Annotated in this window: 12 protein-coding genes and 1 pseudogene; 5 read left to right on the forward strand and 8 right to left on the reverse strand. The window is 72.3% G+C overall.

The annotated features are described in order from the left end of the window. Positions 1-4 precede the first annotated feature (4 nt). Positions 5-2149, forward strand: a complete 2145-nt coding sequence (locus ACIGAQ_RS03730; RefSeq protein ID WP_399778888.1) for a discoidin domain-containing protein — start codon at positions 5-7, stop codon at positions 2147-2149. On the opposite strand, the gene ACIGAQ_RS03735 is transcribed toward ACIGAQ_RS03730, so the two are convergent. The 5 genes from ACIGAQ_RS03735 to ACIGAQ_RS03755 form a co-directional block, all read right to left on the reverse strand. Then, positions 2121-2927: an ABC transporter ATP-binding protein gene (locus ACIGAQ_RS03735; protein ID WP_311681137.1), complete on the reverse strand. Its 807-nt coding sequence runs from the start codon at positions 2925-2927 to the stop codon at positions 2121-2123. The two genes, ACIGAQ_RS03730 and ACIGAQ_RS03735, sit on opposite strands and share 29 nt — an antisense overlap. 20 nt (positions 2928-2947) lie before the next feature. Beyond that, a complete protein-coding gene (locus tag ACIGAQ_RS03740) occupies positions 2948-3727 on the reverse strand; it encodes an ABC transporter permease subunit (protein ID WP_311681198.1) in 780 nt (259 codons plus the stop codon). Positions 3728-3762: 35 nt separating this feature from the next. After that, positions 3763-4536, reverse strand: coding sequence for an ABC transporter permease (locus tag ACIGAQ_RS03745; protein ID WP_399778891.1), 774 nt, complete (start codon positions 4534-4536; stop codon positions 3763-3765). Continuing rightward, positions 4533-5498 carry an ABC transporter substrate-binding protein gene (locus ACIGAQ_RS03750; protein ID WP_399778893.1) on the reverse strand — a complete coding sequence of 322 codons (966 nt, stop codon included), beginning with the start codon at positions 5496-5498 and terminating at the stop codon, positions 4533-4535. The genes ACIGAQ_RS03745 and ACIGAQ_RS03750 overlap by 4 nt, the downstream gene beginning before the upstream one ends. Before the next feature lie 142 nt (positions 5499-5640). Further along, on the reverse strand, positions 5641-6579 hold the full coding sequence (locus ACIGAQ_RS03755; RefSeq protein WP_399778894.1) for a PDR/VanB family oxidoreductase: 939 nt from the start codon (positions 6577-6579) through the stop codon (positions 5641-5643). Positions 6580-6593: 14 nt separating this feature from the next. Between ACIGAQ_RS03755 and ACIGAQ_RS03760 the strand changes: the two are divergent. Next, positions 6594-6857, forward strand: a pseudogene (locus tag ACIGAQ_RS03760) (hypothetical protein); the annotation flags it as partial. Here the strand turns inward: ACIGAQ_RS03760 and ACIGAQ_RS03765 are convergent. After that, positions 6752-7822: an aromatic ring-hydroxylating dioxygenase subunit alpha gene (locus ACIGAQ_RS03765; protein WP_311681142.1), complete on the reverse strand. Its 1071-nt coding sequence runs from the start codon at positions 7820-7822 to the stop codon at positions 6752-6754. The pseudogene ACIGAQ_RS03760 and the gene ACIGAQ_RS03765 sit on opposite strands and share 106 nt — an antisense overlap. 230 nt (positions 7823-8052) lie before the next feature. Between ACIGAQ_RS03765 and ACIGAQ_RS03770 the strand changes: the two genes are divergently transcribed. From ACIGAQ_RS03770 to ACIGAQ_RS03780, 3 genes are all read left to right on the forward strand, one after another. Continuing rightward, a complete protein-coding gene (locus ACIGAQ_RS03770; protein ID WP_399778897.1) occupies positions 8053-8481 on the forward strand; it encodes a peptidoglycan-binding protein in 429 nt (142 codons plus the stop codon). Between the two features lie 131 nt (positions 8482-8612). Then, positions 8613-9671: a hypothetical protein gene (locus tag ACIGAQ_RS03775; protein WP_399778899.1), complete on the forward strand. Its 1059-nt coding sequence runs from the start codon at positions 8613-8615 to the stop codon at positions 9669-9671. A gap of 440 nt (positions 9672-10111) precedes the next feature. Then, positions 10112-12163, forward strand: a complete 2052-nt coding sequence (locus ACIGAQ_RS03780; RefSeq protein WP_399778901.1) for a phosphocholine-specific phospholipase C — start codon at positions 10112-10114, stop codon at positions 12161-12163. On the opposite strand, the gene ACIGAQ_RS03785 is transcribed toward ACIGAQ_RS03780, so the two are convergent. Together ACIGAQ_RS03785 and ACIGAQ_RS03790 are read right to left on the reverse strand one after the other, a co-directional pair. Next, positions 12153-13100, reverse strand: coding sequence for a hypothetical protein (locus ACIGAQ_RS03785; protein WP_399778903.1), 948 nt, complete (start codon positions 13098-13100; stop codon positions 12153-12155). The genes ACIGAQ_RS03780 and ACIGAQ_RS03785 overlap by 11 nt on opposite strands. Continuing rightward, the gene (locus ACIGAQ_RS03790; RefSeq protein ID WP_399778905.1) at positions 13097-13900 is read right to left on the reverse strand and encodes a phosphatase PAP2 family protein; all 804 of its coding nucleotides are present in this window, start codon (positions 13898-13900) and stop codon (positions 13097-13099) included. The genes ACIGAQ_RS03785 and ACIGAQ_RS03790 overlap by 4 nt, the downstream gene beginning before the upstream one ends. Positions 13901-13993 lie beyond the last annotated feature (93 nt).

Below are 13993 nucleotides of genomic sequence, written 5' to 3' on the forward strand. Positions count from 1 at the left end.
GAGCATGCCAGTACTGGCGGCGGCCGTCGTCATGGCCGCCGGCACCCTGGTCGCCCTGGCTCCCGCCCCGGCCCATGCCGCCGCCGGTGCCACCGTCCCCTTCACCTCGGTCGAGGCCGAGTCGGCGAGCGGCACCGGCACGCGCATCGGCCCCGACCACACGCAGGGCACCCTCGCCTCCGAGGCCTCCGGACGCCGGGCCGTGCGGCTCTCGCCCGGGCAGCGCGTGGAGTTCACCGTGCCCCGCGCGGCCAACGCGGTCACCGTCGCCTACAGCGTTCCCGACGGCCAGTCCGGCTCGCTCGACGTGTACGTCAACGGCCGGAAGCTGGCGAAGACGGTCCCGGTGACCTCGAAGTACTCCTACGTCGACACGCCCTGGATCCCCGGCGCCAGGACCCACCACTTCTACGACAACGCCCGCCTGCTGCTCGGGGAGAACGTCCAGGCCGGTGACAAGGTCGCCTTCCAGGCCACGAACGTCCAGGTCACCGTGGACGTCGCCGACTTCGAGCAGGCGGCCGGGCCCGCCTCCCAGCCCGCCGGGTCGGTCTCCGTGACCTCCCGGGGCGCCGACCCGAGCGGTCAGGGCGACTCCACCCAGGCCTTCCGCGACGCCATCGCCGCCGCGCGGGGCGGGGTGGTGTGGATCCCACCGGGCGAGTACCGGCTCACCTCGTCGCTCAACGGCGTGCAGGACGTCACCCTCCGGGGCGCGGGCCACTGGCACTCCGTCGTGCGCACCTCCCGCTTCATCGACCAGTCGAGTTCCGCGGGCAACGTCCACATCCGGGACTTCGCGGTGATCGGCGAGGTCACCGAGCGGGTCGACTCCAGCCCGGACAACTTCGTCAACGGCTCGCTCGGGCCGAACAGCTCCGTCTCCGGCATGTGGCTGCAGCACCTCAAGGTCGGCCTGTGGCTCACCGGCACCAACGACAACCTGGTCGTGGAGAACAACCGCTTCCTCGACATGACCGCCGACGGACTCAACCTCAACGGCCACGCGCGCGGCGTCCGCGTCCGTCACAACTTCCTGCGCAACCAGGGCGACGACGCGCTCGCCATGTGGTCGCTGAACGCGCCGGACGTCGACAGCAGCTTCGAGAACAACACCGTCACCCAGCCGAACCTCGCCAACGGCATCGCGATCTACGGCGGCACGGACATCGCCGTGCGGAACAACCTGATCTCCGACACCAACGCCCTCGGCAGCGGCATCGCGATCTCCAACCAGAAGTTCCTCGACCCCTTCCACCCGCTCGCCGGCACGATCACCGTCGACGGCAACACCCTGGTCCGCACCGGCGCCATGAACCCCAACTGGAACCACCCGATGGGCGCGCTGCGGGTCGACTCCTACGACAGCGCGATCGAGGCCCAGGTCCGGATCACCAACACGACGATCACCGACAGCCCCTACAGCGCCTTCGAGTTCGTCTCCGGCAGCGGGCGCGGGTACGCGGCCAGGAACGTCACCGTCGACGGCGCGACCGTACGCGACACCGGCACGGTCGTCGTCCAGGCCGAGACCCAGGGCGCCGCCACCTTCCGCAACGTCACCGCGACCGGCGTCGGCGCCGCCGGCGTCTACAACTGCCCCTACCCCAGCGGCTCCGGCACCTTCACCCTCACCGACGGCGGCGGCAACTCCGGCTGGAACAGCACCTGGTCCGACTGCTCCACCTGGCCGCAGCCGGGCCAGGGCAACCCCGACCCGGACCCGGGCCGCAACCTCGCCCGGGGCCGCCCGGCCACGGCCACCGGCTCCCAGGACGTCTACTCACCCGCCAAGGCGGTCGACGGCGACGCGAACACCTACTGGGAATCCGCCAACCACGCCTTCCCGCAGGCTCTGACGGTCGACCTCGGCGCCAGGGAGGCGGTCCGCCGGCTGGTGCTGAAGCTGCCGCCGCAGAGCGCCTGGCAGGCCCGGACCCAGACCCTGTCCGTGCAGGGCAGCGCGGACGGCTCGGCGTGGTCGACGGTGGTCGCGGCGAAGGACTACCGCTTCGACCCGGCCGGCGGCAACACGGTCACGATCGCCCTGCCCGACGGCACCAGCGTGCGCCATCTGCGGCTCCAGGTGACGGCCAACACCGGCTGGCCGGCCGCCCAGTTCAGCGAAGTGGAGGCCTATCTGTCCTGACCGCCCCGGACGCCCCGCGCTTGGCCGCCTGGATCTGCTCGTACACACGGGTCCGCAGCTCGGCGAAGCGCGGGGCCACACGCGTGTGCACCTGGTCCCGCTCGGCCGGCAGATCGACCTTCAGCTGCTCCCGGACGACGGTGGGGGAGGCGGACAGCACGATCACCCGCTCACCCAGGTACACGGCCTCGTCGATGTCGTGGGTGACGAACAGGATCGTGATCCCGCGCTCCCGCCACAGCCGCCGCACCAGGTCCTCCAGATCGGCCCGGGTCTGGGCGTCCACCGCCGCGAACGGCTCGTCCATCAGCAGCACCTCGGGCTCGTAGGCCAGCGCCCGGGCGATGGCCACCCGCTGCTGCATCCCGCCCGACAACTGCCACGGGTAGGCCCCGGTGGCGTCCGCGAGCCCCACCGACTCCAGCGCGTCCGCGACCAGCGCGCGGCGCCGCTCCCGGCTCAGCTTCTTCTGCTTCAGGGGCAGTTCGACGTTCTGCCCGACCCGCATCCAGGGGAACAGGCTGCGGCCGTACTCCTGGAACACGAACGCCATGCCGGGGGGCGGCCCGTCCACCGGGCGGCCCGCGAGCCGCACCTCGCCCGCGGTCGGGGCGAGCAGACCGCCCACGCACTTCAGCAGGGTGGTCTTGCCGCAGCCCGACGGACCGACGACACAGACCAGTTCCCCCGCCCCCACCGAGAAGGTCAGGTCCCGCACCGCCTCCGTCCGCCGCCCGGAACCCTCGTACACCTTGCGCAGGCCCTGTACGTCGAGCATCGACCGCCCTTTCGCGGGGATCACGGGGACCGCCGGCCTGCCTCGCGCAGGCCGTGGTACCAGCCGAGCGCCCGCCGCTCGGCCAGCCGGAAGAGGACCGACAGGGCGAAGCCCAGCAGGCCGAGGAGCAGGATCCCGGTCCACATGTCCGGGATGGCGAAACCGCGCTGGAACTGCACGATGGTGAAGCCGAGGCCGTTGCTCGCGGCGAACATCTCGCTGATCACCATGAGGATGATGCCGATCGACAGAGCCTGGCGCAGGCCCGCGAAGATCTGCGGGCTCGCCGAGCGCAGCACCACGTCCCGCAGCCGTGCCACGCCCGTGACGCCGTAGCAGCGGGCCGTCTCGGCCAGCACGGGGTCGACCGCCCGGACGCCCTCGACGGTGTTGAGCAGAACCGGCCAGACACAGCCGCCGGCGATCACCGCGATCTTCATCGTGTCGCCGATGCCGGCGAACAGCATGATGACCGGCACCAGCACCGGAGGCGGTACCGCCCGCAGGAACTCCAGCACCGGCTCGCACAGCGCCCGCACCCGCCGGTGGGAGCCGACGACCGTGCCGAGCGCCACCCCGGCGACGGCCGCCACGCCGTAACCCGCCGTGAGCCGCAGCAGGCTGGGCAGCACGTCGCCGCGCAGCCGCTCGGCCGTCCACACCTCCGGGAACGCCGCGAAGACCGTGCGCAGCGGTGGCCAGTACACGTGCGTGCTGCCGGCCGAGGCCACCCACCACACGGCCACCAGCACCGCGGGCAGGGCGAGGGCGAACACCAGCCGCAGCAGGACGTTCCTCACCGCGCCCGATCTCGCCCGGCCGGCGGGGACCGCCCTCACACCGCCACCTCCGCGCGCACCGACTGGTGCCAGGCCAGCGCCCGCCGCTCCACCGTCCGCGCCCCCACGTTGATCAGCAGCCCGAGCACCCCGGTCACCACGATCAGCGCGTACATCTCCGGCACCGCCTGCGAGGTCTGCGCCACCGCGATCCGGGCGCCGAGCCCCGGTGCGCCGATGACCAGTTCGGCGGTGACGGCGAGGATCAGCGCCACCGCCGCGGCCAGCCGCACCCCGGTCATGACGTACGGCAGCGCCGTCGGCCACAGCACGTGCCGGATCCGCGCCCAGGTGCCCAGGCCGTACGAGCGGGCCGTCTCCTCGGCGACCGGGTCGACGTCCCGCACGCCGTACAGGACCTGGATCAGCACCTGCCAGAACGAGGCGTAGACGACGAGCAGCAGCACCGAGCGCAGTTCCGTGCCGTACAGCAGCACCGCCAGCGGGATCAGCGCGACCGACGGGATGGGCCGCAGGAACTCGATCGTCGAGGCGGTCGCCTCGCGCAGATACGGCACGACGGCGATCACCACGCCCGCCACGACTCCCGCGCCCACCGCGATCGCCAGGCCCAGCGCCCAGCCGGTGAGGGTGTCGCCGAGCGCCGACCAGAAGGCGCGGTCGGACAGTTCCCGGCCGAGCGCCCCGGCGATGCGGACAGTCGGCGGGAAGTAGTCCTCGTCGACCAGACCGAGCCGCGGCACCGCCTCGCACAGCAGGAGGAGCACCCCGAGCCCGGTCGCGCCGAGGGCCGCGTCGGCACCCCTCACGGCAGCAGCTCGTCCAGGTCCGGCGCCTTGTCGAACAGGCCGTCCCGCTCGCCGAGTTCGGCCAGCCGCTCGATCGACGGCCGGTCCGGCTCGGCCGGATACCGCGGCAGGGTCAGCTTCTCCAGCAGCGTGGTGGGGATCTTCGTGTAGGTGGTGAGGATGTGCCGGACCTCCTCCGGGTGGCTGTCGGCGTACTTCAGCGACTCGGCCGTCGCCTCCTGGAACCTCTTGACCAGCTCCGGATTCTCGGTGGCGAACCGCTCGGAGGTGAAGTACATGGCCACGGTGAGGTCGGGGGAGACGTCGAAGAAGTTCGACGCGATCTCCTTGCCGCCCGCGGCCTTGACGGTGGCCAGGGCGGGCTCCGGGGTGCAGGCCGCGTCGACCTGTCCGCCGTCCAGCGCGGCCGGCATCTGGTCGAAGGGCATCTCGACGAACTCGACCTCGGAGGGGTCGCCGCCGTCCTTGCGGACGGACTCCTTGATCGAGGTGTCGCAGATGTTGTTGAGGGTGTTGACCGCCGCCTTCTTCCCCTCCAACTGCCGGGCGGAGGTGAGGGGGGAGCCCTTGCGCACGGTGATGGCGGCGAAGTCGGCACCGCCTTCGCCCGTCGACGCCGCACCGTTCGCCACGGCCTTGACGGGCACGTTCTTGGACCGGGCGACCAGCAGCGACGTGGTGTTGCTGAAGCCGAACTGGAACTGACCGGAAACGACCCCCGGCACGATCGCGGCACCGCCCTGCGCGGGCGCCAGCTCCAGCTCGATCCCGCGCTCCTCGTAGAAGCCCTGTTTCCGGCCCAGGTAGATGGGGGCGACGTCCAGCACCGGGACGATCCCCACCTTGACGGTGGTCGGACCGGACGAGCCGGCGTCGTCCTGCCCGCCGGAGCCGGAGGAGCCGCAGGCGGAGACGGCGGCCAGGACGGACAGGGCCGTGAGGCCGACGAGCAGACGACGCATGGCTCCCCCTGTGGGACCGGCTGAGGTGCTCCGACAGGCTGTGCGCAGGCAGTGCGGAAGTGCTCAGCGGGAACCTAGAGCCCGCCCGGAGCCATGGTCAATGCACGTGCGGTGAAGGCTTGTTGAAAGCGGCACCTTCGGGTCAGAGGTCCAGTACCAGCCGCCCGCCGCGACAGCGGGACACGCAGATGAGCATCGTCTCGCCCGCCGCGCGCTCCTCCTCGGTCAGCACCGAGTCCCGGTGGTCCGGCTCGCCCGCCAGCACGTCCGTCTCACACGTGCCGCACGTGCCCTCGGTGCAGGAGTACAGCACCTCGACCCCGGCGGCGCGCACGGCGTCCAGGACGGACACGTCCGGCGCGACGGTGAGCGTCCTGCCGCTGCGCGCCAGCTCCACCTCGAACGCGCCGTCGGCACCGGACTCCTGCGGCTCCTTGGGCCGGAACCGCTCGACGCGCAGCACCCCGGACGGGCAGCGGGCCTCGACGGCGTCCAGCAGCGGCCCGGGACCGCAGCAGTAGACGAGCGTGCCCTCGGGTACGTCGTCCAGCACCGACGGCAGGTCCAGCAGGCCCGTCTCGTCCTGCGGCGCCAGGGTCACCCGGTCGCCGTAGCGGGCCAGTTCGCCGGTGAAGGCCATCGACCGGCGGGTGCGACCGCCGTACAGCAGCGTCCACGGCGCGCCCGCCGCCTCGGCCGCCGCCAGCATCGGCAGGATCGGCGTGATGCCGATGCCGCCGGCGACGAAGCGGTAGCGCGGGGCGGGCTCCAGACGGAAGGTGTTCCGCGGGCCGCGCACCCGCACCTTGTCGCCCTCACGCACCTGCTCGTGCACATGGGCCGAGCCGCCCCGTCCGGCGACCTCGCGCAGCACGGCGATCCGCCAGGCCGACCGGTCCGCCGGTTCGCCGCACAGCGAGTACTGCCGCTCCAGGCCGGGCCCGAGCACGACGTCCAGGTGCGCCCCAGGCTCCCAGACCGGCAACGGCTCGCCCAGCGGGTGGCGGAGGGTGAGGGCGAGCACACCGTCGGCGGCGAACTCACGTCGCGCGACGACGAGTTCGCCCGCGTACTCGCTCATCAGCCGTCTCCTCGCGGTTCGCCGGTCGCGTGTCCCCGGGGGTGGGCGAGCATCCACTCCCACATCTCGACCGGGTCCTGCGCGGTGTGCTCGCGTCCGCAGTGGCAGGTGCCGTGCAGCAGGTCGGTGCCGGGCAGCCAGTCGATGCGGTAGATCTCGCCCGTGGAGCCGCTCACCGGACCCGCTCCACGGGCTTGGCGCCCTCCTCGACCAGCCGGGCGAGGATGCGGCGGGCGGCCAGACCGCCGGTGTCGATGTTGATGCTCAGTTCCTGGTAACCGGTGCGCTCCGTGCCGAGCGTGCGCTGGAGCAGGTTGAGCGCGGTGACGTCCTGCATGACGACCGTGTGGTTGCTGCCGCGCAGGAACTCGGTCACGGCGGCGTCGTCCGTCGCCCAGTCGCGCGAGACGGCCCAGAAGTCGTACACCGAGCCGTCGCCGGACGGGGTGATGGCGTAGGTGATCTCGGTGTGGAAGCCGTGCGGGTCGCTGCCGTCGGCCTCGGGCAGCACACCGACCGGGGCGATACGGCTGTGCAGCAGATACAGGCAGGGCGCGTGGTACTCGATGTCCTGCCACCGGGTGATCCGGCCCTCGATACCGGTGGACTCGGCGTAGAAGGGCGGGCACGCGGCGTCGTCCATGTGCCGGCTCACCCGGACGATCCCGGCGCCCTCGTCGACCTCCGTGGTGATGGGCGTCTCGGCGACCTCGGGCGTGCCGATGTACCCGCCGTGCAGATACGTCTCGTGCGACAGGTCGAGGAGGTTGTCGACGAGCAGGCCGTAGTCGCAGTCGATGGGCTCCATGCCGCGCACGGTGACCCAGCCGGGGGCGTCCAGGTGCCGGGCCCGGGGGATCGATGCCGGGTCGGCGAGGGCCGGGTCGCCGATCCACACCCACACCAGCGAGTCCTGCTCGACGACCGGGTAGGAGGCGACCCGGGCGGTGCGCGGCACCCGTTTCTGGCCCGGCACGTACACGCACGTACCGGTCGTGTCGTAGGTGAACCCGTGGTAGCCGCACACGATCCGGTCCCCGTCGAGCCGCGTCGGCGCCTCCGACAGCGGATAACGGCGGTGCACGCACCGGTCGTGCAGCACGACCGGGCTGCCGTCCTCCTCGGTGCGGTAGAGCACGAGCGTCTCCCCGAGGACCGTCCGTCCGAGCAACTCCCGGCCCACCTCGTGACTGTAGGCGGCGACGTACCACTGGTTCCTGGCGAAGGCGGTCATGTGCGGCATGGGCGCTGACTCCCGTCTGTGGTGGTGCCGTCATCGTCGGCGCGGATCGCCCGGCCCCGCAACGGTCCTTCCGCCCGGCGGAAGAGCCATCCGGCATTCGGTCTCCGTGTCCTTTCCCGTGTCGTTTCGCATGTCGTTTCCGTGTCAAAAAGTGAAGGCGAAACCATATTTGTCCTCCTTGATGCACATCGCCACTTCTCTGTCGCGCCGCATTTACTTATCGTGGAGATATGGAAAAGGCAGCGGAGTTCTATGTGGTGAAGCGTGGAGACACTCTCGGCGCGATCGCGGCCCGGCATCGTGTGACGCTGGACCAGATTCTCGCGTGGAATCCGGAGATCGAGGATCCGGACGTCATTTTCCCCGATCAGCGGATCCGTGTGGCCCCACCGAGAACACACGGCGAGTACGAGCCGTTCCCGGGCGCTGATTTCTTCCAGTCGTCCGTGACCAGTCCGATCATCGAGGCGATGGGGTACCGCCTCATCGAGGAGGGCTGCTCGGAGTACGCGGCCGGGCCCGACTCCCAGTGGAGCGAGGCGGACCGGAAGTCGTACGCGCACTGGCAGCGCAAGCTCGGATTCGAAGGCAGTGACGCCGACGGCACACCCGGCCGGAAGTCGTGGGACAAGCTGCACGTGCCGGCCGTCTACGCGTGATCACCCGGCCACCGCGGACGGCGTGGCGCGCCCGGGCCAGAACGCGTATCGGATATCTGGAAGCGCAGCTGGACCGGGAGAGCGTCAGGCCCTGTCCGGAGGGCCGCAGAACCCTCGTCGAGGGAATGCGGATGCATCTGGAAAGGGCCCGTTCCGCCGCGGACGAGGATTTCGGGTGGCGCCGCGCCTGGTCGGGATCGGCAGCCCGCGAGGGTGTCTGGTCCAATATCCGCAGTGCCGAGGTGCTGCTGCTGCAGCTTGTCCCCGACGAGGAGGCGGCGGCCCGCGCCAGTGAGGTCATGGCGCTGGTCAAGGACCATCTCGACACCGACGATCCCCGGCGGGTGCGGCTCGCCCGGCGGCTGCGCGCCGTCATCTCCGGCGAGATGACGCCCAGCGACCGAGACCTGATGGTCCGGGCGCTCGACGCCTCGTACAACGCGCTGGACGACGAACTGGCCCGGGTGCGCAGCCTGCGCAACATCCTGTGGACCGCGACCTTCCTCGTCCTGCTCGGCGTGACCGGCCTCGCCCTCTACGGCTGGTTCTCGCCCGGTGCGCTCAGCCTGTGCTTCACGCCGGAGACCGGCCCCCGGGACCAGGTGACGGTGGTGTGTCCCACCGCGGAGTACCACGACGTACCGGCGGGGCGGGACCCCAGCTCCCGGGCCCGGCCTGCGGACATCCTCACCATCGAGATCGCCGGGCTGGCCGGTGCCGCCCTGACCGTCATCGCCTCGCTGCGCCGGATCCGGGGCACCGACTCGCCCTACATGCTGCCGCTGGCCTCGGCCGTGCTGAAGTTCCCCACCGGCGCTCTGTCGGCGTTCCTCGGACTGCTGCTGATCAGGGGCGCCTTCGTGCCCGGACTCAGCGACCTGGACAGCCGGGCCCAGGTCCTCGGCTGGGCCGCCGCCTTCGGCGCCGCGCAGCACCTGGTGACCCGGCTGGTCGACGACCGGGCCCAGATGACGCTGTCCGAGGTCGGCCGGACGACCGACGCCGTGATCGACCCCGAGCGGGCCGCGGTGAAGGAGAGCGGCACGCTCGTGGAGGGCGGGGCAGCCGGGCCGCCTGCGCACCGGGACGGCGCCGGGCCGCACGAAGAACCGGACACCGGCACGCGCTCGGGCGGTGACGGCGAGCCGGTGCCCGACGGGGCGTCCGCTCAGCGCCGCACCGGCGCGTGAGCCGTCTCCGGCGGCCGCGGGTACACCACGTCCCCGTGCCGCAGGCGATGACGCCACCGCCGTGATGTCGCCGATCAGGAGCGACTCACTGGGTGCCGGCGCAACGGGGCTTCGGATCCGGCTCGGCACGGCTCCCGGCACGAACGGCACCGCCGGCGCCGGCCGTTCGTCTGCCCGTCGCCCGGCGTGCCCACCGGCGGTGTCGCGGCGCCGGAGGCGGTCGACCGGCCCACCGCGGTCGACCCGTACTGGCCGTCCGCGTCTCTTCCACGCCCCGGACCCTCCCCGGCGAGCGCACCGCCGCACCCTCCGTACCGGCGACTTTCACACCCCTGTCACGCGCCCCTTCCTTGGCGTTTGGTGTCCCTGAAACACTCCTTCCGCGCAGATTCCGTCACGTTCCGGCCGTCCCGCACCTCAGGATGAGAGGTCTGTCCTACATGTCCGAAGTCAACCGGCGCCGCTTTCTCCAACTCGCGGGTGCCACCACGGCCTTCAGTGCCCTGTCCGCCAGCATCCAGCGCGCCGCCGCCCTGCCGGCGAACCACCGCACCGGGTCGATCGAGGACGTCGAGCACATCGTCGTCCTCATGCAGGAGAACCGCTCCTTCGACCACTACTTCGGCACCCTGAGAGGCGTCCGCGGCTTCGGCGACCCCCGCCCGGTCACCCTCGGCAACGGCAAACCGGTCTGGCACCAGGAGAAGGACGGCAAGGAGCTCCTGCCTTTCCACCCGGACGCCGACGACCTCGGCATGCAGTTCCTGGAGGGCCTGCCGCACTCCTGGCCCGACGGTCAGCAGGCCTACAACGGCGGCAAGTACGACCGGTGGGTGCCCGCCAAGGGCACCACGACCATGGCGTACCTGACCCGGGAGGACATCCCCTTCCACTTCGCCCTCGCCGACGCCTTCACCGTCTGCGACGCCTACCACTGCTCGTTCATCGGCTCCACCGACCCGAACCGCTACTACATGTGGTCCGGGTACACGGGCAACGACGGCAGCGGCGGCGGCCCGGTCCTGGACAACGCCGAACTCGGCTACGGCTGGACCACCTACCCCGAGCGCCTGGAGCAGGCCGGCATCTCCTGGAAGATCTACCAGGACATCGGCGACGGCCTGGACGCGGCCGGCTCCTGGGGCTGGATCCAGGACGCCTACCGCGGCAACTACGGCGACAACTCCCTGCTGTACTTCGACAAGTACCGCGACGCCCAGCCCGGCGACCCCTGGTACGACAAGGCCCGCACCGGCACCGACGTCAAGAGCGGCGACGGCTACTTCGACCACCTGCGCGCCGACGTCAAGGCCGGAAAGCTGCCCCAGATCTCCTGGATCGCCGCCCCCGAGGCCTTCTCCGAGCACTCCAACTGGCCCTCGAACTACGGCGCCTGGTACATCGCCCAGGTCCTGGACGCCCTCACCTCCAACCCCGAGGTCTGGTCGAAGACGGCCCTGTTCATCACCTACGACGAGAACGACGGCTTCTTCGACCACGTCGTGCCGCCGCTGCCGCCGAAGGACGCCTCCCGCGGCCTGTCCACCGTCGACGTCACCCCCGACCTCTTCCCGGGCGACGGCCGCAAGACGGCCGGCCCCTACGGACTGGGCCCGCGCGTGCCGATGCTGGTCGTCTCGCCCTGGAGCAAGGGCGGCTACGTCTGCTCCGAGACCCTCGACCACACCTCGATCCTGCGGTTCATGGAACGCCGCTTCGGCGTGCGCGAGACGAACATCTCGCCGTGGCGCCGGGCGATCTGCGGTGACCTGACGGCCGCGTTCGACTTCTCCCGCAAGGACGCGCGCCCGGCCCCGCTGCCCGGCACCGACGCGTACGAGCCGCAGGACCGCGAACGCCACCCCGACTACAGGCCCACGCCGCCCGCCGACCCGCGCATGCCCCGGCAGGAGCGCGGACTGCGCCGCTCCCGGCCGCTGAAGTACGCCCCGCACGTCGACGCCTCCGTCGACGCGGCCGCCGGGAAGCTCACCCTCACCTTCGCCTCCGGGCCGAAGGCCGGCGCCGCCTTCCACGTCACCTCCGGCAACCGCGCCGACGGTCCCTGGACGTACACCACCGAGGCCGGCAAGACGCTCCGGGACACCTGGAACTCGGCGTACTCGGCGGGCTCCTACGACCTGACCGTGCACGGCCCGAACGGCTTCGTGCGCGTCTTCAAGGGTTCCAACAGCACGGCCGGCTGCGAGGTCACCGCCCGCCACCGGGGCGACGACATCGAGCTGACGTTCACCCACCGGGGCACCGGCACGGCCCGGCTGCGGATCGCCGACGGCTACGGCGGCAGGCCCTCGGCCGTCACGGTCCGCCCGGGCGCGACCGTGCGGCGGACCGTCGACCTCACCAGGAGCCGCCGCTGGTACGACCTGACCGTCACCGCCGACGGCGACAAGGCCTTCCTGCGGCGGTTCGCGGGGCACGTCGAGAACGGACAGCCGGGTGTGAGCGACCCGGCGATCGTCACCGCGTAGCCGTGGTGAGGTGCCCCGGATCGTGCGGCCGGGGCACCCACGCCGGCCCGGCCGCACCCGGGTCCGGCTCCAGCGCCAGGACGGCGGCCACCGGATGGTCGTCGTCCGCCGGACGCTCCCGGGGCGCCGACCTGCTGAGCAGGATCACGCCCCAGGAGGCCAGGCCGGCCCCGGTGAACGCCAGCAGCACGCCCGCCGGGCCGCCCTGGAGGCGCTCGCCGAGCAACGACAGGCCGATCACCGCGGCGGCCAGCGGATTGGCCAGCGTCACCATGGCCAGCGGACCGCCCAGGCCGCCCCGGTACGCCGTCTGCGACAGCAGCAGCCCGCCGGCCGCGAACGCCGCCACGAGCAGCGCCACCCCGACGACCTGGAGGCTCAGCACCGGGCCGGACCGGTCCGTCGTGGCCACCGTCACCGTCTGGGTGAGGGCCGAAGCGACCCCGGAGGCGACGCCGGACGCGGTGGCGTGCCGCAGGCCGGGGCGGGCGCCCGGCCGGGACAGCACGCCGACGAGGGCGGCCGTGGCCCCCGCCACCGCCAGCGCCTCGGGCACGCTCAGCACGTCGTCGGGCGCCGGACCGGACGCCGTGACCAGGACGGCGCCCAGGCCCAGCAGGGTCAGCGCGGTGCCCTTCCACTCGGCCGCGGCCACGCGCCGTCCCGCCAGCCGCGCCCCCAGCGGCACCGCCGCGACCAGCGTGAGCGCGCCGAGCGGCTGCACCACCGTCAGCGGGCCGTACCGCAACGCCACCACGTGCAGCAGCGCGGCCGCCGCGTTCAGCCCGACCGACCACCACCAGGCGCCGCTGCCGAGCAGCCGCAGGGCGCCCCCGCCCCGGGAGCGCGCGGCGAGCCGCTCCTGGGCGACGGCGGCCGCCGCGTAGGCGACGGCGGAGACGAGGGAGAGGGCGACGGCGACCGGCACGGCGTTCACCGGCCCGCCCCGACCAGCGACGGCTCGTCGCGCTGCGCGGGCACGGCACCGCCCCGTGCGCGGCCGGCCGGGGTCGCCGTGCGGTGCGGCAGGTGCAGGGCCGTGAGCGCCAGGCCCAGCAGGGCCGCCGCCACGATCGCGTCGAGCCAGTAGTGGTTCGCGGTGCCGACGATCACCAGCAGCGTCAGCAGGGGGTGCAGCAGCCACAGCCGGCGCCAGCGCGAGCGGGTCGCGGCGATCAGCCCGATCGCCACCATCAGGGCCCAGCCGAAGTGCAGTGAGGGCATCGCGGCGAACTGGTTCGACAGGGAGTCGGTCGCCGGGTCGCCGTACACCGTCGGTCCGTACACGCGCGCGGTGTCCACGAGGCCGGTCGCGGCCAGCATGCGCGGCGGGGCGAGCGGGAACAGCAGGTGCAGTACGAGGGCGGCGGCGGTCACCGCGGCCAGGACCCGGCGGGCCCACACGTAGTGGGCCGGGCGGCGCAGGTACAGCCAGACCAGGAAGGCGGCGGTGGCCGGGAAGTGGACGGCCGCGTAATACGTGTTCGCGAGGTGCGCCAGGCCGTCGCCGTGCAGCAGCAGGGACTGCACCTCCGTCTCGCCGGGCAGCCGGACCGCGCGCTCGAAGTCCCAGACCCCGTGCGCGTTGCGGAAGGCCTCGCCGGTGTGGCCCGTGGCCAGCTGCCGGCCGAACTTGTAGACGAGGAAGAGCCCTGCGACGAGCAGGAGCTCCCGGACGAGCGGTGGTCGCGCTATCGCGTCGGACCCCGCCGGCGCAGGCTCGGTGCGGGCATTCATCCCCCGGCCCCTTCGATGACGGTGGTGCTGTTATCGGTACGGGTGCGTACCGATACGCCAGTGTACCGATACGCCCGTGTACCGGTACACTGG

The sequence above is a fragment of the Streptomyces sp. NPDC085932 genome (assembly GCF_044540525.1).
Taxonomy (GTDB): domain Bacteria; phylum Actinomycetota; class Actinomycetes; order Streptomycetales; family Streptomycetaceae; genus Streptomyces; species Streptomyces levis.